The 19,902-nt window shown below is 38.7% G+C and carries 14 protein-coding genes; 9 read left to right on the forward strand and 5 right to left on the reverse strand.

The window, feature by feature from the left end; all coding sequences use genetic code 11:
* The first annotated feature begins 36 nt into the window (after positions 1-36).
* A complete protein-coding gene (locus tag ACIF8R_RS05610; RefSeq protein WP_396479602.1) occupies positions 37-660 on the forward strand; it encodes an arylesterase in 624 nt (207 codons plus the stop codon).
* 31 nt (positions 661-691) lie between these two features.
* Here ACIF8R_RS05610 and ACIF8R_RS05615 read toward each other — a convergent pair whose 3' ends face one another.
* On the reverse strand, positions 692-1,306 hold the full coding sequence (locus tag ACIF8R_RS05615; protein WP_396479604.1) for a carbonic anhydrase: 615 nt from the start codon (positions 1,304-1,306) through the stop codon (positions 692-694).
* Positions 1,307-1,590: 284 nt separating this feature from the next.
* Here ACIF8R_RS05615 and ACIF8R_RS05620 point away from each other — a divergent pair, with 284 nt between their 5' ends.
* Positions 1,591-2,616, forward strand: coding sequence for an alpha/beta fold hydrolase (locus tag ACIF8R_RS05620; RefSeq protein ID WP_396479606.1), 1,026 nt, complete (start codon positions 1,591-1,593; stop codon positions 2,614-2,616).
* 26 nt (positions 2,617-2,642) lie between these two features.
* Positions 2,643-3,650 carry a hypothetical protein gene (locus ACIF8R_RS05625; RefSeq protein WP_396479608.1) on the forward strand — a complete coding sequence of 336 codons (1,008 nt, stop codon included), beginning with the start codon at positions 2,643-2,645 and terminating at the stop codon, positions 3,648-3,650.
* 22 nt (positions 3,651-3,672) lie between these two features.
* On the opposite strand, the gene ACIF8R_RS05630 is transcribed toward ACIF8R_RS05625, so the two are convergent.
* Together ACIF8R_RS05630 and nfuA are read right to left on the reverse strand one after the other, a co-directional pair.
* Positions 3,673-5,712: a ligand-gated channel protein gene (locus tag ACIF8R_RS05630; RefSeq protein ID WP_396479610.1), complete on the reverse strand. Its 2,040-nt coding sequence runs from the start codon at positions 5,710-5,712 to the stop codon at positions 3,673-3,675.
* A gap of 164 nt (positions 5,713-5,876) precedes the next feature.
* Positions 5,877-6,515 (reverse strand): Fe-S biogenesis protein NfuA, encoded by a 639-nt coding sequence (nfuA, locus tag ACIF8R_RS05635; RefSeq protein ID WP_396479612.1) that lies wholly within the window; start codon positions 6,513-6,515, stop codon positions 5,877-5,879.
* A 158-nt stretch (positions 6,516-6,673) separates the two neighbouring features.
* On the opposite strand from nfuA, the gene ACIF8R_RS05640 reads away from it, so the two are divergent.
* The 5 genes from ACIF8R_RS05640 (at position 6,674) to ACIF8R_RS05660 (ending at position 12,509) form a co-directional block, all read left to right on the forward strand.
* Positions 6,674-7,291, forward strand: a complete 618-nt coding sequence (locus ACIF8R_RS05640; RefSeq protein WP_396479614.1) for a rhomboid family intramembrane serine protease — start codon at positions 6,674-6,676, stop codon at positions 7,289-7,291.
* Between the two features lie 169 nt (positions 7,292-7,460).
* Positions 7,461-9,137: an arylsulfatase gene (locus ACIF8R_RS05645; protein ID WP_396479616.1), complete on the forward strand. Its 1,677-nt coding sequence runs from the start codon at positions 7,461-7,463 to the stop codon at positions 9,135-9,137.
* Complete coding sequence (locus tag ACIF8R_RS05650; RefSeq protein WP_396479618.1) at positions 9,134-10,141, forward strand: SUMF1/EgtB/PvdO family nonheme iron enzyme; 1,008 nt, start codon at positions 9,134-9,136, stop codon at positions 10,139-10,141. Before ACIF8R_RS05645 ends, ACIF8R_RS05650 begins: the two co-directional genes overlap by 4 nt.
* Positions 10,142-10,256: 115 nt before the next feature.
* Positions 10,257-10,421 (forward strand): hypothetical protein, encoded by a 165-nt coding sequence (locus tag ACIF8R_RS05655; protein ID WP_263613149.1) that lies wholly within the window; start codon positions 10,257-10,259, stop codon positions 10,419-10,421.
* A 540-nt stretch (positions 10,422-10,961) separates the two neighbouring features.
* Complete coding sequence (locus ACIF8R_RS05660; RefSeq protein ID WP_396479620.1) at positions 10,962-12,509, forward strand: hypothetical protein; 1,548 nt, start codon at positions 10,962-10,964, stop codon at positions 12,507-12,509.
* A gap of 47 nt (positions 12,510-12,556) precedes the next feature.
* Here the strand turns inward: ACIF8R_RS05660 and ACIF8R_RS05665 are convergent, their stop codons facing one another.
* Both ACIF8R_RS05665 and ACIF8R_RS05670 read right to left on the reverse strand, forming a co-directional pair.
* Positions 12,557-13,891 (reverse strand): D-serine ammonia-lyase, encoded by a 1,335-nt coding sequence (locus tag ACIF8R_RS05665; RefSeq protein WP_396479622.1) that lies wholly within the window; start codon positions 13,889-13,891, stop codon positions 12,557-12,559.
* Positions 13,892-14,053: 162 nt separating this feature from the next.
* A complete protein-coding gene (locus ACIF8R_RS05670; protein WP_004703132.1) occupies positions 14,054-15,685 on the reverse strand; it encodes an inorganic phosphate transporter in 1,632 nt (543 codons plus the stop codon).
* A 464-nt stretch (positions 15,686-16,149) separates the two neighbouring features.
* Here ACIF8R_RS05670 and metH point away from each other — a divergent pair, with 464 nt between their 5' ends.
* Positions 16,150-19,836, forward strand: a complete 3,687-nt coding sequence (gene metH, locus ACIF8R_RS05675) for a methionine synthase (protein WP_396479624.1) — start codon at positions 16,150-16,152, stop codon at positions 19,834-19,836.
* Positions 19,837-19,902: the final 66 nt, after the last annotated feature.

The following is a 19,902-nucleotide window of genomic DNA, read 5'->3' on the forward strand; positions in this document are numbered from 1 at the left end:
CAGTCCTATATATTTAGTATTCGGGTCGAAACACAAATGTATAAATCTTATTTGTTTAGTTCTAAAAGTCTCTTGCTCATTTCATTGAGCATATTGCCTATGTTCGTCTCGGCCAAAACTATTTTAATTTTAGGAGATAGTATTAGTGCCGGTTATGGAATAGACCCTAAACAAGGTTGGGTACAATTACTACAAAAACGTTTAGACCAACAGTATCCCAAACAACATAAAGTGGTCAATGCAAGTACGAGTGGTGAAACCACAAGTGGGGCTTTGGCAAGATTACCTAAACTTTTACAAACTTATAAACCCGAGGTTGTTGTTATTGAGTTAGGTGGGAATGATGGTTTAAGAGGTCAACCGCCACAAATGATTCAACAAAATCTGTCTCAGCTCATCCAGTTAAGCCAAAAACAAAAAGCGCAGGTTATTCTTTTTGGTATGAAGATTCCGCCAAATTATGGGGCCGTTTATAGCAAAGCTTTCGAAAACAGCTACAAAACTGTAAGTCAAAAATATCAGGTGAAATTACTACCATTTTTCCTTGATGGAGTCGCTGGTCAAAAACACTTTATGCAAAATGACTTGATTCATCCAAATGCTCAAGCACAATCGAAACTACTTAATTTAGCTTATCCATACATAAAAGGTGCCCTATAGGCACCTTTTAGTTTTAAATCTTTTAGACTGATCAGAAGTCAAAAAAAGTAACTTCACCAGTTTCTAGTGAATATTCAGCGCCTACAACAATTAATTTACCTTGTGCAATTAAATTTTCTAGTACTGCCGACCCATGACGTAACTGATTTACCGAAGCAAAAACGTTTGAACGTACTGCATGACATGATAATTTTTTCAAATCATTTTTTAAGTCAGTTTGCATTAAAATTTCAACAGATGGACGAACACGGTTCACAATCGACATCAAATTAGATGAAGGAGGTTGATCAGGGTTCATTAATGTATCAATTGTTGCTTGAATCGCGCCACAATGACTATGTCCTAATACAACTACAACTGGACAGTCATAGCGCTCTGCTGCGAACTCAACACTACCAACTTGTGAAGGTGCAACTACATTACCAGCAACGCGAATGACGAATAAGTCACCAAGACCTTGATCAAATACCATTTCTGCTGGTACACGAGAATCTGAACAGCCTAATACAATTGCAAACGGATTTTGATCCTTTGCCATTTCAGCGCGTTCATGATGCGATAAGGTTTTTGTAAGGGAAGTATTTCCATTTACAAATCGTTGATTACCAGCTTTCAGACGATCCAAAACTTCTTGCGCAGTAGGCATTGTATATTTCCATTGTTTTTTCAAGGTTGGAAATCATTTTAATGTGTCAAAATTTGAATGTCACTGACAAAAAATAAATCCTTTTTCATGAAAAAATTTAAAAATACTCAAACGATTTTAAGATAGCTATTACTGCATATTCCCTACTGTTTAGTGAAAAAATAGACATACTTTAGTTTGTAGATTGACTATAATTTTCTTCATTCCAAACGTTTGACAAATGACTCATTGGCAAAGTTTTTCAATAATTTTTCAAACTCGCTTAAGCTTCAAGGATGAAATCTATGACCAGGCTGTCTGCATCAATTAAAGCCTCTATGAAAAAAACTGCTACTGCACTGACATTAGCTTGTAGCTTATGGTCGGTTATGAGCATTTCTCAAGCACAGGCAACCGATAATCTTGATGTGACGTTCCAAACAGTCTTACAGCAAGAACGTAGCTGGGCTGGCCTTCAAAGCAAAAAATTAAAAGTAGGTGATATCACTTGGTCATATAGTGAAGGTGGTTCGACCACAAAACCAACCTTATTACTTATTCATGGTTTAGGTGGCAGTCGTGACAATTGGAATCGCATGGCGCATTACTTAACTACGAATTACCACGTCATTATTCCAGACTTACCAGGTAGCGGCGAAACTATTGTTGCTCCAGACTTCGACTATTCGGTTCCGAACCTTGCTGAAAAATTACGCCGTTTTGTTGAAGCTGAAAATCTGAAAGGACCTATCCATATTGCTGGGCACTCACTTGGTGGTTCTATTGCCCTACTATATGCTGGACAGTATCCATTTGAAACCAAAAGTCTATTTTTAGTTGATAGCGGCGGTATTTTCCGTTCTGCCAATACAATTTATCTAAAAGACCCAGCCTACTTAAAACAACTTTTAGTCTCTAAAAAAGGTGACTTTAATTATTTATTAAAACAAACCATGTTTAATCCTCCGTTTATTCCTAAAGAGTTCTTACAAGCTCAAGAAAAACTGATGATTAATCAGGCACCACAAACTCAAAAATTGGTCGACCAACTGATTGCACTCAATAAAGTCTATACTCCAGACTCATTTGCAGTACTCACCAAAACCATTGACGCACCCACACTCATTTTATGGGGCAAACAAGATAAGATTATTAATGTAGAAGTGGCGAGTGAACTAAAACGACTTTTGAAAAACGCACAGCCTCCAGTTATTTTAGAAAACGTAGGCCATATGCCAATATTGGAAGCTGAGCAGTTAGTTATTCAACAATATGTACCGTTTTTACTAAAAGTAGAAACAGATCAGACGTCAAAAACGACCGCACCTTAAATAAAACTTCGGACTTGTGAGACCTTATGTCTACCCAACCAATCATAGAAAAACTTATTGAAGCTCATCTAGATTTTTTAGATGAGCAATTTGCTCAGACTCAGGTGATCCAACAAGAGTTTGAACAATTTTATCATTGGTTCGGCAGTCGACAATTACAACACCTTTGGACCTTTGACCAAATTCAACAGCTCATTCAAAAGCAGATTTTAGATACACCTGCTTCTGATTTTTTGATTGAACAGATTGCCGAGCATATTCGATTTGCACTCATTCATCCTGCAAATGACACGGCAACAGTTGAAGACGTTATTCCTGTTTTAACCATTGACCGCATTGCGCAGTATGTTGCAAGTAAAGAAGAGCACCGTAAAAAACTCATTAAAACAATTGTAAATAATCCGGCCTTTTCTGCCCTTTTAACGCAACTGATTCAGCAAACAATGCATGATTATTTAGATGAATCTATGTCAAAACGCGTACCAGGTGTAGGCCGTTTTATGAAAATGGGTAAATCGGTATTAGAAACAGTCACCGATTCTAATCTCGACGATACCATTAACCATTATTTGCAAAAGAATATTTTAAAACTCAGCCAAATGAGTGAGCGTGTTTTAAACCAACATTTTGACAATGATAAGCTCTACCATTTTCAGGCAAATGTTTGGCACAAAGTTAAAACGATGCCTCTTTCTGTTTTGAAAAATTATGTAGAAGTCCAAGATCTAACAAAAACAGTGGGCTTAGGACATGAGATTTGGGACCATATTCGTCAAACTGATTACCTGAAACAACAAGTACATGATGGTATTTACACTTGGTACGTCCGTAATCAGGAACGTAACTTCGACTTATTACTGCGTGACCTTAATATTGATGAAAGTCTAGTACGACACGAACTCACTCAGTTACTTGTACCAGTATTACAGCAATTAGTAACAACAGGACATTTAAGACGCCGTGCTCGCGTGTATCTAGAGAAATTTTATTATTCTAAAAAAACATTAGATATTCTAAACAACAAAGGCGCTTAAAACACCTTTGTTGTTTAACTATTTAAAATTTATAAATAATTCCTAAATTATAACGGCGTCCGTCTAAAACATAATTGTAAGTTGCTACATCAATATCTTTATCAAATAAGTTATAAATACCTGCTGCAACTTGGATTTTGTCAGTCGGTTTATAGTTCATACCAATATCAACCAACCCATAAGCAGGCTTTCCTTCAGCCATTGAAGTTCGGCTTAAATATTCAGAAGTTTTACTACGGAAATTCAAACGGCTCCACATCCCCACCAAATCATTCACTTGCCAATCTAAAGTGGTATTAAACATGTGTTCCGGCATTTCATTTAAAGGTTGGCCTTTAAACTCCCCACTCTTTTGCTCTGTATCAGTATAGGTATAATTAGCATTCAACTTTAAGTCAGGTGAAATGAGCCAACCAAACGTCGCTTCAACCCCTCTCATACTGGCTTTATCTACATTCGTACGTTGACTGACAAAATCAAATTTTGTACCTAACCAATCACAATTATAAGTACCTGCATCTCCTGAACAGGTTCTAACTTCTGTAATTTTATCCTTAAATTCGCTATTAAAAATCGTTAGGCCAGCATTCAAGTTATCTAAATTATCCCAAGAAAATGACAGCTCATAGTTAGTACTTTTTTCTGGTTTTAGATTTGGATTACCAACAATTACCCCTGCCGAACGTCCTCCTCCCGTAGCTTGTCCCCATTCTGCTACTGTCGCTCTTAGCGCAGGTGTTTTATAGCCTGTTGATACACCACCTTTAATGATCCAGTTATCATTTAAAGTCCACACACCGTAAACTTTAGGAGTGAAATGATCTCCAAATTTTTCGTCCTGATCCATACGCAGTGACATTGTTAAAGTAAAAGGATCAATAATATTCCATGCATCTTCTGCAAATAATGCCCAGCTATAACGATCTAAATTAGAAACAGGTTGTGACCCGCCCACTTTTAACTGGTTTCCTAAATCATCTAATTCTTCTTTTAAATAACTGCCTCCAACGCTCAGTGCATGATTTGCGAGTGTGATCTGGTTAAGCGTATTAAAAGTAGTATTTACCGCTTCCATATTTCTAGATGGGTTCTTGTTCTCTTCGCGTTGAATATAAGAATGGGTTTTCACAGGACCAATGTCACCACGATGGGTCAAACTATATTCGGTACGATAATAATCCGTTATTGAATCCACTGGTGGATTACGTCCAGTTTGAATAGGCGAAACTGATTTTCCAACTGTAGCATTACGATTTTGAATAGAACGCTGATATTCAAGTTCAATGGTATGTTGGTCATTCGGAGTCAGACTTAAAGTAGCCCCACCAGCACGGATTTTTTGTTTGCTATAACCACCAATAATTTCATCTTCATCTCTTTGTGAAAATGTCCCGTTGGCCTTTAACCCAAGTAAATTCTTAATTAATGGCCCTGAAACATATGTATTGGCTTGGTAAAGATTGCCAGATTTGTTGTTTTCTTGAATGGTTGTATCTAACTTAACCGAGCTACTCCAAACATCTGCAACTTTTTTAGTAATAATATTAATTACACCGCCCATCGCATCTGAACCGTAGAGTCCAGACATTGGACCACGAATAACTTCAATACGTTCGATACTTTCGATTCCCGGTAACCAACCTTGTTCAATACCTGAATTATCACTATTTGGTCGTACAGAACGTGTATTTACTTTCTTACCATCGACCATAATAACGGTATAGGCACTCCCCATTCCACGAATACTGATATCAGATGAACTACCACCGCCTGTAACCACAACACCAGGTACGTCTTTAAGTGCATCGGTAACATCACGATATGCTTTTTTATTAATTTCATCTTGAGTTAAAACGGAAATAGAAGCAGCTGCTTTTTTTATATTTTGTTCAAAACCACTTGCTGTCACGACTATTTTTTCTAACTGTGCAACCTCACTATCTTTTTCATTTTTTCTGGAAGAATCAACTAAAATATTTTCACTTTCAGCGGCATAAGCCGCAGGAAACATTCCTGTAAGTACCGAAATTGATAGTACAGATTGGAAAATACGCTTAGTCATATCCTGCTCCAACAGATTAAATTATGAATAAATATTAAGTTTTACTTAAACAAATGTAACAAATTTAAATAATAAAATAAATAATATTGATAATTATTTTCAATTACTAAAAATAAAAAAACCTCATGAAGAGGCTTTTTTATTTCACTTTTCAAATAGTTTTATTATTTGAAGTAAGCGCCTTCTGCTTGCGTATGGTCTGTTTGGTCAACCACACGTTGAAGCTCAGGAATGTTTTCTTTCAAGGTTGTTTCCACGCCTTGTTTTAAAGTCACATCGATTGCAGAACAACCTTGGCAACCACCACCGAATTTCAATACAGCAGTTAAACCATGTTCTGGGTCATCTTGCACTTCTACCAAGCTACAATTACCGCCATGCCCTGCAAGACCTGGGTTAATTTCTGCTTGAAGAATGTAAGTAATACGTTCTTCAATTGAAGCATCTGGTCCTACGCGTGGCACTTTAGAGTTTGGTGCACGGAAGGTTAACTGACCACCAAAACGGTCTTTGTTGTAATCAATTACAGCGTCTAAAAGATATGGAATAGACGGTGCATCAATGTATGCGGGAAAATCAGGATAGTCCTGTTTATAATCCGTTGGTACCACTTCGTCTGGTGCGCTATATGCCATACAGCACTCTGCACGTGGTGTACCCGGATGTTCAACAAAAATTCGAACGCCAATTCCCGGAGTATTTTGCTTCGCCAATAATTCGTGCAAATACTCTTGTGCAGATGGTGTAATCAAAAGGTTCGGAATTTCTTCTGCAACAGCAGTGTTGGTGTTCTCAGTCGACATAACAATATTCCTCAAGCTGATGCCTTTATATTAACCGAAGATGAGGGGGATTTAAAAAAAATCAACTAAATTTGTCGGATTTATACACAACAGGGTTTCAAGTTGTATTTTTAATGGCATTATTGACCTTAGTATTGATCATTTTTTAAATATTTCTTATGTTGCATTTGCCGTTTAACCATACTATTACCCTTATTATTATTACGGTCGTCGTCTCTTTACTTGCTTTTAGCAATCAAAACGTTATGAACCGCCTGATCTTCTGGCCGCCTGCAATGCAACGTGGACAATTTGATCGTTTCATCACCCATGGTTTTATTCATGCCGATGGAACACATCTACTTTTTAACATGATTACCCTGTTCTTCTTTGGCAGTATTATTGAAAGTTTTTATCGCCAATATTTTTATGACATGGGTTTTGTCTTGTTCTATTTAGGCGGATTAATTTTTGCGATTTTACCAACCTATTTACAGCATAAAAATGATGCCAATTGGACAAGTCTAGGAGCTTCTGGTGCTGTATCTGCCGTTCTATTTGCTTATATCCTGTTTCAGCCATGGAAGCTGATTTTTGTATTTTTTATTCCAGTACCAGCCATTATTTTTGCGGTTTTATATGTGGCTTATAGTATTTGGGCTGGTAAACGTGGCAATACGCATATTAACCATAGTGCTCATTTATGGGGTGCAGCTTATGGTGTAGTCGTAACGATTTTGATTGAGCCACGAGTGATTCCACATTTCTTAGATCAACTTACTCGCCTACCTTTTTAAACTTAATATTTTTGAAAAGCCCGATATGGGCTTTTCTTTTTTTCTCATTTATTTATCAGCATAAATTCTCAGACATTTTTCTGATTTTCTTTGATCAATTCCTTGTTTGGATAGCAAAAACCATCTGATTAAACTCAAGCACAATTCTTTTAATAATTCAGATGATACAATGAAGTACAAAGCTCTTTTATCTAGTCTTTCCATTGCTTTATTTAGCTTATCTTTAGCTGGCTGTAACGATAATAACTCACAAGAAACTGCAGCAAGTACTCCAAAGCAGCCCAATATTTTATTCATTATGGCTGATGACTTAGGCTATTCAGATTTAGGTGCCTTTGGTGGTGAAATTCATACGCCTAATATTGATAGTTTGGCACAAGAAGGCCGACTTTTAACGGACTATCATACTGCTCCCACTTGTTCCCCTACTCGCTCGCAACTCATTTCAGGGACTGACCACCACCTAGCAGGTATAGGTGCTATGGCAGAGCTTACCCCTGACCATTTAAAAGGACAGCCAGGCTATGAAGGCTATTTAAATGAACGCTCTTTATCAATTGCTCAAGTACTCAAAGACAATGGTTATCGGACATATATTAGTGGTAAATGGCATTTAGGCTTAACCCCTGAAACCAATGCACATGCCAAAGGTTTTGATCATTCATTTACTTTATTACAAGGTCTAGACCATCACTTTAAACAAGCTCCAAACGCTTTTAAGCGAAACTCAACTTATACCGAAGATGGACAAATTATTCCTGTTTCAGCATTGCCTGATGACTTCTTCTCGACCAACTATTTTACCGACAAATTGCTGAACTACTTAGAGTCAGGCAAAAATAGCGGCAAACCGTTCTTTGCTTATGCTGCCTATACTGCACCTCACTGGCCTATACAAGCTCCAGCAGAATACCGTGACAAATATCGTGGCGTTTATGATGTTGGCTACGATGCTATTCGTAAAGCGCGTATAGCTCGCCAAAAACAGCTTGGAATTATTCCGGCAAACTTTGAGGCTGCAGAACCAATTGCTACGCAAAATGCACCACAAAAATATGGAAAATGGGATGAGTTAACGGCTGAGCAGAAAGTACTTGAAGCCCGAAAAATGGAAATCTACGCAGGTATGGTAGAAAATCTTGATGCCAACGTAGGTCGAATTATCCAATATCTAAAACAAAATAATCTTTATGAAAATACTTTAATTTTCTTTGTTTCTGACAATGGTGCAGAAGGTTTTATTCGCGGTGGATATGGCAGTGAATCTGGTTTTGATAACTCTGTAGCAAACGTAGGTACCCCTACTTCATACCACTATATTGGACCACGTTGGGCCGAGGTCAGTGCAGCACCTTTCCACTTATGGAAAGATACCGCTGGCGAAGGCGCAACTACAGCACCTGCCATTGTGAAGTTACCAAATCAGAAGAAAGCTGAAGAAACCAATCATAGCTTTGCATCTGTACTCGACGTTTTTCCAACATTATTAGATTATGCTCATATTCCAGTCCCTCAAGGCCAATATAAAGGTCGAACCATTAATACACCGAGCGGTTATTCTTGGAAATCTGTACTTGAAAATAAATCACAAACCATCCGTCCAGCAAATTTCAGTTTTGCCGATGAACTCCATGGCAGTAAATATGCGAAACAAAGCGAATGGAAAATTGCGCTTCAAGGTCGTCCTGAATTAGGTACGAGTACTTGGGAGCTCTATAACATTGCCACTGACCGCGGTGAAAATCACAATGTTGCGCAGCTTTACCCAGCAAAAGTACAAGAGTTGCTCTCTGTTTATCAAAAATACACTGAGCAAAATGGCGTACAGGAATATAACGCCAAATGAAATTGAAACTGGTTCTAAGCACTACAATCAGCCTGCTATTCATCACAGGCTGTAGTAAGTCTGAACATAGCTCTGACACGAAAATAGTTTTACCAAAGCAAGCCAACTCATCGGCTGCTTTGGGTTCTATTGAACAATGTAAAAGCTATACAGGCCTTCCTGCAGGTTGGCTTAAAAATACAACTGCCGGAATGGTATTCATACCAGATGGACATTTTAATTTTGGCTCTGAAAAAGCTTATCCTGATGAACTTAATTTTGGAAAGAAACAACGGGAAGCTAAAGGTTTCTGGATTGATCAAACTGAAGTTACTGTTGCTCAATTCTCAAGTTTTGTAAAAGCCACTGGTTATATTACCGATGCTGAAAAACAAAAACAGGCTGCTGTTTTTTCTCCTGACTCACATCATCCACAGCAATGGTGGCAACTTAAATCTGGATATACCTGGAAAACACCAAACGGCAAAAATGGTGCACTTCCCAACCCTCATGAACCTGTACGCTACGTGACAAAAAATGATGCTGAGCATTATGCAGTTTGGCTAGGACGCGATTTACCCACTGAACTTGAATGGGAATATGCCGCTAAAGCGAACTCACAAACTGACACGCCTTTACACCAAGCACCTACCGATGAACATCAGCATCCCCAAGCCAATTACTGGCAAGGTGCATTCCCTTTTGAAAATTTAAATCAAGACCATTTTACTGGTGTTGCTCCTGTCGGCTGCTTTAAGCCTAATGGCTTTAAGCTATTCGATATGATTGGAAATGTATGGGAATGGACATCCTCTCCCTACCAAGGCGCGCATGATCAACATATGGGTAATTATTCTGATTTAAGACAAAAAAAAATGAGCAGTACCCAATATGTCATTAAAGGAGGCTCATTTTTGTGTGCTGAGAATTACTGTTCACGTTATCGAAATAGTAGCCGTTACCCTCAAGATTTTGATTTAGCAGCTACCCACGTCGGTTTTCGAACAATTTTACGTACACCTTAACAAGTTAAAACTATTTTGTAGTGTTGATATTTCTTAACCAAAAGTAGATCGAAAAACGATCTAATAATTTTTATAGTAGATAGTAAAAGGGAGAATGATAAAAAGTGAGAACAATATGAAAGCATTACTAGTTTGTGCAGCAGCAATTTTCACACTATCACTATCTGCTTGTGCAGTTTATACCCCAGCTGGTAGTGTTGTGGTCGATCCGGATTCGCCTTATCACAATCATCCAGGTGATTTTTGCCCACCAGGACAAGCTAAGAAAGGTCGTTGCTAAAGGTTTAGATAGACTGTAATCGAATTGACCTTGCTCTTTAGCAAGATGACTTACAGCTCATGTGAAGGGTTTCACCCAAAATTAGATGGGGTGAAACTAGAAAATTATGGTGTAAAAAAATCACCATATCCCCAAGATTTTTAAAAGACAATCTTACGTTGTCTTTCATCTAGTTTCACCCCAATTCTTTCTTATTCCGTTTGACTTGTCTTATCGTTTCATAAAAAAGTCTAGTTTTTACTCATCATCGTATCTTTTTTATTGATACATTTTGAACATTTTATCTTCAGCTTAAATCTGATGATTTCGCTCTATACAAAATAATCATTTATGTAACGTAAGTCTATAAAAATGTTCTAAAAATGTGAAAAAAATTGAGGTAAAAATGAGATCGAATTATCATAAAAAATCACTCAAACTACCTCTATCACAAAAATAATTTAATTTTCATTTTGTCAGTTATTGCCACTCGTTTCTTTTAATTGGCATAGATAATGTATACACCTGTATATTAATGCTACCGTACAAGTGAGATATTTTATGTCCAGCCAGAGTCCAGATGAAGGTCTACAATTTCCGATACACGCTTCAACCAAAAGGCAAAGTACTTCTCGCACAGGCCAAGAGATTTTGTCAGAAGCTTTATCTATTGTAGATAATAAAACTGCTCAACAGATTTTGACTGAAAAAAACTGGCGGAAAAATTATCCAACATATTTTAAATCACTTGTTCAGCATGGTCTCTCTAATAACAACAATCCGATTACCATTGCAAAACAGGGTTTACATAAGGCTCATCATCTCTTTGACTATTTCCGCGATGGTAAACACTATCTTTTAAAAGATGCTCTGCATATCTCCTCTTCTAGACCTTTAAATACAGTAAGGTTTAAAGGCGAAAGTGAATCTGCACCAGAATGGTATGTGCCATATAAAGGTCAAAAACTGAGTGGACAAAGCTTACTCGATCAAATTCAAAAATGGGAAAGTGCAGGCATTATTGAGCCTAGCCACGCCAAAGCATTACGTGAAGCTGTTGCCCACCCTGAATGGTTTGATTTATCTGACCGCACTATGGTCCTGTTTGGTGCAGCATCAGAAGCTGGCCCCTTACCTTGGTTAGCAAAGTGGAAGGCTAATATTGTTGCAGTAGATTTACCGAACCCAAGAGTTTGGGGCAAAATTTTACATACTATTCAGCAAGGAAATGCGACGCTGATTGCACCTACGATTGAATCAGTTGACTCATCGGCAAAAGCTTCAGAATTAAGAGATAAATTAGGTGCCAATTTACTAACTCAAATACCAGAAATTGCACAGTGGTTAGTTCAATTTCCACAAAAGTTAGATTTGGCTGCTATTGCTTATTTAGATGGAGAAAAGCATGTCCGTGTCTCAATGGCAATGGACAGCATTATGCAATATGTGAGTGAACATAAACCTGATACCAGCTTAATGTTTATGTGCACCCCAACCGATGTCTACGCAGTACCCAAAGAAGTTGCAGATGCTGCTCAAGAGAAATTTAAATCGCGTTCACAACTACAAAAAATGGCTGCAAAAGGGGTTTCTGCACTTTCGCTCAAACGTTTTTTCCAAGCGCCATATCAAGATTTGATTACTAGCGAAAATGGTAAAACTTATGGTATTGCAGACTGTTTAGTGGTTGAACAAGGGCCAAACTATGCTTTGGCAAAACGTATTCAACAATGGCGTGCAACACTTGCCCGTCATCAAGGCCAACGTGTAAGTATTAATATTGCCCCTTCTACCACAACTCACTCGGTGACTAAAAATCCGCTACTTAAAGCTGCTTTTAATGGTGCCGAACTGTTTGATGTAGAAGCATTTAACCCAGAAACCACCAATGCCATTATGGCGGCGCTATGGATTCACGATTTAAGAAATGAATCTTCTGTGGCAAACCCTGAAACTGTATTGGATCACCCTCTTGAGTTGATGATGGAAGGTGCCAACCACGGTGGACTATGGCGTGTGGCTTATTTAGCCCGTACTGCCCTTCCTTTTGCTGCTATTTACGGTTTTGCAACCGAAAAACTTCCATTTAGAAAATCTTCTAAAAAATAATGAAATTAAAAGCCCAATTTTAAAATTGGGCTTTTTTTTAGCTTCAGTTATTTATTTTGACTATGCATTAAATATTTATGCATTTCATCCGGTGGTACCATACCACCACCAGTCGCCCAGACCACATGTGTCGCCTGCTTTAATTTCTCTGCTGACAATTGATGCAAAGCTAAATAATCAGGAGTAGTTTGCACATAATATGGCCCCATCATGCCTGCCGCAGCTGAGGGTTCAACTTGAATATTTTCAGTTTGATTTAAAAGCGCAATGAGCTCATATAAACATTCATCATGAATCGTGTAATAGCCGTCAATTAACTGCTCCATAGCCCGCCCTACGAATCCAGAAGCACGGCCAACAGCTAACCCATCTGCCGCAGTGATATTATCTAAACCAATGTCATTTACGGAAATCTGATCATGCAGACCTGTATAAACACCTAACAACATACACGGAGAATGAGTCGGTTCTGCAAATATACAATGTACATGCTCACCAAAAGCGAGTTTTAATCCAAAACTTACACCACCAGGACCACCACCTACGCCACAAGGTAAATAAACAAATAATGGATGTTCAGCATCGACCTCAATCTGTTTCTGCTCACACTGCTGTTTTAAACGTAAACCCGCAACGGCATAACCTAAGAATAATGTTGTTGAATTTTCATCATCAATAAAAAAGCAATTTGGATCTTGTTCTGCGGCTTTTCGTCCCTGCTCTACAGCAACGCCATAATCACTGGCGTATTCCACGACATTGACACCTAGCGAGCGTAATTTATCTTTCTTCCATTGTCTTGCGTCGGCAGACATATGCACGGACACTCTAAACCCGAGCTTCGCACTCATAATACCAATAGATAAACCAAGATTACCTGTAGAGCCTACCGCTATTTGATATTTAGAAAAAAATGTTCGAAATGCATCTTGGTCAAGTTTACTGTAATCATCTTCTAACGTGAGAAGCCCAGCCTTAATTGCTAGTTTTTCAGCATGAGCCAAAACCTCATAAATACCACCACGTGCCTTGATTGAACCTGAAATAGGTAAATGACTATCTTTTTTGAGCCAAAGCTTTCCCGTAAGCTCCTGTTGTTTTGTTACAGATAGGGCTTGCTGCATATCTGCAATTTCTACTAATTCTGATTCAATTTTCCCATGTTGTGCTTGAGTTTCAGGAAAGACTTTTGCCAAGTAAGGAGCAAAACGGTCTAGCCGAGCCTCGGCGTCTTTTACATCTTGCTCGCTAAGACCAACTTTCGCGAGTGCATCTTTTAAAGGATAACGATTCGGGTTAAACCAAAATGTTTCTTGGTAATCTTGTAATGTTTGAATGAGTGGGAATTGTTGTTTTAGCTGATCAAGTTGAACCGTTTTCATCCTATATCCTTTCATAAATTTTTTGAGCCAATCACTTAGCACTAAGTGTTCGCAATTATTATTAACTCTTTACTGAATTTACCTGAAAAAAGCGATCTTTTTTTAAATATGCCAATAAAAAAGCCACTAATAATAGTGGCTTTTTAGATTTAAACAGACAACTTAAATGAACTTTAAGAACAACCAATATAAACCACCTGACAAACAGATGGTCGCAGGTAAAGTAAATATCCAAGCTGATAAGATTGTTTTAACAGTATTAAAGTTTAGACCTGATTTATTTGCAACCATGGTACCTGCAACCGCACTGTTTAAAACATGTGTAGTTGAAACTGGCATACCTAAACCATCTGCTGCTGCAATTGTACTCATTGCAATAAGCTCAGCAGACATACCTTGGCCGTAAGTCATATGGTTCTTACCAATACGCTCACCTACAGTCACCACAATGCGTTTCCAACCAACCATAGTGCCAAGACCAAGCGCTAATGCAACTGCAACTTTCACCCAGTTTGGAATGTACTGTAAGAATGAGTCCAAGCTACCACGATAATCTTTCACAAGCTTTTTCTGTGAATCATCCATTTTTGGTAAAGCATCTGCTTTGTCCAAACGTTTAAACGTCGTGGTGCTTAAATACATGTCATTACGAATTTCGCTAATCGCAGCTTCAGGAATATCTTTTAAGTCGCGATAGCTAGAAACACGAGCACCTAAGTGGTCAGTCATACTTGCCAATGCAGGTACAACTTCAGGTGTTTGTTGCTTGGTTTGAATATATTTAGTTAAAACTTCACGCGCTTTTTCATCAGTCAATTCTTGCTGATTATGGTTTAACAAAACAGCAGTTTGAGAAGAAAGCTGGTGGAATGATTGAACCTGTTGTGTATCAAGGTTTTTATTGATTGAATAAGCTAATGGTACTAAACCAACCAAAATAAGCATGATGAGACCCATACCTTTTTGGCCGTCATTTGAACCGTGTGCAAAACTTACACCTGTGCAGGTAAAGATTAAAATTGCACGAATGATTGCTGGTGGTGGCTTATTACCTTCAGGTGGCTGGAATAATTCTAATTGGCGTTTGAAAATAGTTTTAACCAACAAGAATAAGATTGCTGCAAAAGCAAAACCAATTAAAGGTGAAAATAATAATGCCTTACCTACTTTAATCACCTGATCCATATCTACACCACTGGTCGTTACGCCAGTCGATGCACTCAACAGATGGTTCATAATACCCACACCCAAGATTGAACCAATCAAGGTGTGAGAGCTAGAAGCTGGGATTCCTAAGAACCAAGTACCAAGGTTCCAAAGAATTGCAGCGATTAACAATGCAAAAACCATTGCAAAGCCAGCACCGCTACCCATATTCATAATAAGTTCAACAGGAAGCAATGCAATAATGCCATAAGCAACAGCACCACTTGCGACCATTACCCCAAGGAAATTACAAAAACCAGCCCACATGACTGCAACTGGTGCAGGCAATGCATTTGTATAAATGACTGTTGCTACTGCATTCGCAGTGTCATGGAAACCGTTAACAAATTCAAAGCCCAATGCAATGAAAAGCGCAGTCGATAAAAGAATAACCGAATAAAGGCTCAAAGGTGGAACATGCGCTAAATCAGCACTAACCTGAAACCCAATATAAATAAGTGTTGCAACAATAATCGTCAGAAACACCGGCATAAAAAATTTCGGTGTTGGGACGTGTACATTCGTCGATTTTGCTTGCAGGTTTGCCGCAAGTTTTGAATCCGAAACAGGGGGTAGATTAGAATTCATGCAGACGGTAAGAGGATAATAAAATCCTCTGTATTCTTAAATTAAATTATGACAATTATATGACAAAGAGCCGCCTGATGAAGTCAAATTTTTATATTTTGACCTCATTTGATGCACCTTTCCTCGCTCATTTTTATTTTATTTTTAAAATACAATAACTTAAATCATTATTTACAAGCTCCTTTTGTGCTTATTTTTACAGCAAAAAAACAAATAAAATGACCCACATGTCTATTTTTTACACAGAACAACTGTAATATTTCGGCATATTGAGCATGAAATATTTCAATATCATGATCATTTGATGAATATTTCATGAAAATTCTTTCGTTTTTGTCATAAAACCCCCTCTTTTTTTAATTTTTCTCTCATCAACTCATGACCTTCGTAGGTCATCATTTGTGCTGCTATTCTGTTACAATAGCGCCGCATTTTTAAATTCATATAAAAGATCGGGGTTTTCTATGTCTACGCTTGCCACCCTAAAAGCGCTTCTTGCTAAACGCATTCTGATTATTGATGGTGCTATGGGAACGATGATCCAACGCCATAAATTAGAAGAAGCCGACTACCGTGGTGAGCGTTTTGCCGATTGGGCACATGACTTAAAGGGTAATAATGACCTTTTAGTTTTGACACAACCTCAAATCATTCAAGGCATTCATGAAGCTTATCTTGATGCTGGTGCAGACATTATTGAAACCAACAGCTTTAACGGCACACGTGTTTCAATGTCCGACTACCACATGGAAGACCTTGTTCCAGAGATTAACCGTGAAGCAGCTCGTTTAGCCAAAGCAGCTTGTGAAAAGTATTCAACTCCAGACAAGCCGCGTTTTGTTGCTGGTGTACTTGGGCCAACATCGCGTACTTGTTCAATTTCACCGAATGTAAATGACCCCGCTTTTCGTAACATTACCTTTGATGAGTTAAAAGAAAACTACATTGAAGCGACTCATGCACTGATTGAAGGCGGTGTTGATATCATTTTGATTGAAACCGTATTTGATACATTAAACTGTAAAGCAGCAATTTTTGCAGTTAAAGAAGTCTTCAAACAAATTGGTCGTGAGTTACCAATTATGATTTCAGGGACCATTACCGATGCATCAGGCCGTACCTTAACAGGTCAAACTGCTGAAGCATTCTGGAACTCTGTTCGCCATGGTGATTTGCTTTCAATTGGTTTTAACTGTGCCCTTGGTGCAGATGCTATGCGTCCTCACGTAAAGACCATTTCTGATGTCGCAGATACTTTTGTTTCAGCGCATCCAAATGCAGGCTTACCAAACGCATTTGGTGGATATGACGAAACGCCTGAGCAAACTGCTGCTTTCTTAAAAGAATTTGCTGAAAGCGGTTTAATTAACATTACGGGTGGTTGCTGTGGTACGACACCAGATCATATTCGCGCCATTGCCAATGCAGTAAAAGACATTGCGCCTCGCCAAGTACCTGAAACAGTACCTGCTTGCCGTTTAAGTGGTTTAGAGCCATTTAATATTCATGATGATTCACTTTTCGTAAATGTCGGTGAACGTACTAACGTTACAGGCTCTAAGAAATTCTTACGTCTCATTCGTGAAGAAAACTTTGCCGAAGCTTTAGAAGTTGCACAGCAACAAGTTGAAGCTGGCGCACAAATTATCGACATTAATATGGATGAAGGGATGCTCGATTCGCAAAATGCGATGGTGCATTTCTTAAACCTTGTAGCATCTGAACCTGATATTTCACGTGTGCCAATCATGATTGACTCATCAAAATGGGAAATCATTGAAGCTGGCTTAAAATGCGTACAAGGTAAACCCGTTGTTAACTCGATTTCTTTAAAAGAAGGTTACGACGAGTTTGTCGAAAAAGCTCGCCTGTGCCGTCAATATGGTGCCGCAATTATTGTAATGGCCTTTGATGAAGCTGGACAGGCTGACACTGCTGAACGTAAACGCGAAATCTGTAAGCGTTCATACGATATTTTAGTGAATGAAGTGGGCTTCCCTGCTGAAGATATTATTTTTGACCCTAACGTGTTCGCAGTGGCAACAGGTATTGAAGAACACAACAACTACGCGGTCGATTTTATTGAGGCGACAGGTTGGATTAAACAGAACTTACCACATGCCATGATTTCTGGTGGTGTATCGAACGTTTCATTCTCATTCCGTGGTAATGAACCCGTTCGTGAAGCGATTCACTCTGTGTTCTTGTACCATGCCATTAAGCAAGGCATGACCATGGGTATTGTGAATGCTGGTCAAATGGCAATTTATGATGATATTCCAGCCGAGCTAAAAGAAGCAGTTGAAGATGTCATCTTAAACCAAAACCAAGGTGAATCTGGTCAAGCTGCGACTGAGAAACTACTTGAAGTAGCAGAAAAATACCGCGGACAAGGCGGCGCTGCCAAAGAAGCCGAAAACCTTGAATGGCGTAATGAGTCAGTCGAAAAACGTCTTGAATATTCATTGGTTAAAGGTATTACCACTTATATTGACCAAGATACCGAAGAAGCTCGCTTAAAATCTAAACGTCCTTTAGATGTGATTGAAGGACCGCTGATGGACGGTATGAACGTTGTCGGTGACTTGTTCGGTTCAGGCAAAATGTTCTTACCACAGGTTGTAAAATCTGCCCGTGTTATGAAACAAGCTGTAGCATGGCTCAACCCATACATTGAAGCTGAAAAGTCTGAAGGACAATCTAAAGGTAAAGTCCTCATGGCAACTGTTAAGGGTGACGTACACGATATTGGTAAGAATATTGTGGGCGTGGTACTTGGCTGTAATGGTTACGACATTGTTGACCTTGGAGTAATGGTCCCTTGCGAGAAAATCTTGCAAACTGCTATTGATGAAAAATGTGACATCATTGGCTTGTCTGGTCTGATCACTCCATCTTTAGATGAAATGGTATTTGTTGCGAAAGAAATGCAGCGTAAAGGCTTTAACATTCCTTTATTGATTGGTGGCGCAACCACATCGAAAGCACACACAGCAGTAAAAATTGACCCTCAGTATCAAAACGATGCAGTGATTTATGTTGCAGATGCTTCACGTGCTGTAGGTGTTGCAACCACCCTGCTTTCAAAAGAAATGCGTGGAAACTTTATTGCAGAGCACCGTGCTGAATATGCCAAAATCCGTGAGCGCTTAGCCAACAAACAACCAAAAGCTGCCAAATTGACTTATAAAGAGTCGGTTGAAAACGGTTTTAAAATTGACGAAAGCTATGTTCCACCAAAACCAAACCTTTTGGGAACACAAGTTTTAACCAACTACCCGCTTGCGACGCTTGTAGAATATTTTGACTGGACACCATTCTTCATTTCTTGGAGCTTGGCAGGTAAATTCCCGAAAATTTTAGAAGATGAAGTGGTTGGTGAAGCTGCAACAGATTTGTACAACCAAGCACAAGCGATGTTGAAAGATATTATCGACAACAACCGTTTTGATGCTCGTGCCGTATTTGGTATGTTCCCTGCACAGCGCACTGACGCCGACACTGTCAGCGTATTTGATGAAGCTGGCAAAAATGTTACACATACTTTTGAGCACTTACGTCAGCAATCTGACAAAGTGACAGGTAAACCAAACTTGTCTTTGGCAGATTACATTCGTAATGATCGTGAGCAACAAGACTACTTAGGTGGATTCACTGTATCGATTTTTGGTGCAGAAGAACTGGCAAATGAGTACAAAGCCAAAGGTGATGACTATTCTGCAATTTTAGTTCAGTCACTAGCCGACCGTTTTGCAGAAGCTTTTGCAGAACACTTACATGAACGCATTCGTAAAGAGTTCTGGGGTTATAAAGCTGATGAACAGCTTAGTAATGAAGAACTAATTAAAGAGAAATATGTCGGTATTCGCCCTGCACCGGGCTACCCTGCTTGCCCAGAGCACTCTGAAAAGGCAGTGTTATTTGATTGGTTAGGCTCTACCGACAAAATTGGTACTAAACTGACTGAACACTTTGCAATGATGCCGCCATCTTCGGTAAGTGGTTTCTATTATTCACATCCACAAAGCGAATACTTTAACGTGGGCAAAATCTCTCAAGACCAACTTGAAGATTATGCAAAACGTAAAGGTTGGACACTTGATGAGGCGAAGCGTTGGTTAGGGCCGAATTTAGATGATTCGATTGTTTAAGCTTATGTAATTTTTGAGAAGAGCTACATGTGTAGCTCTTTTTTATTCGAATATTTAGAAATTCTT

Source organism: Acinetobacter sp. ABJ_C4_1, from assembly GCF_044538495.1.
Classification (GTDB): Bacteria; Pseudomonadota; Gammaproteobacteria; order Pseudomonadales; family Moraxellaceae; genus Acinetobacter; species Acinetobacter nosocomialis_A.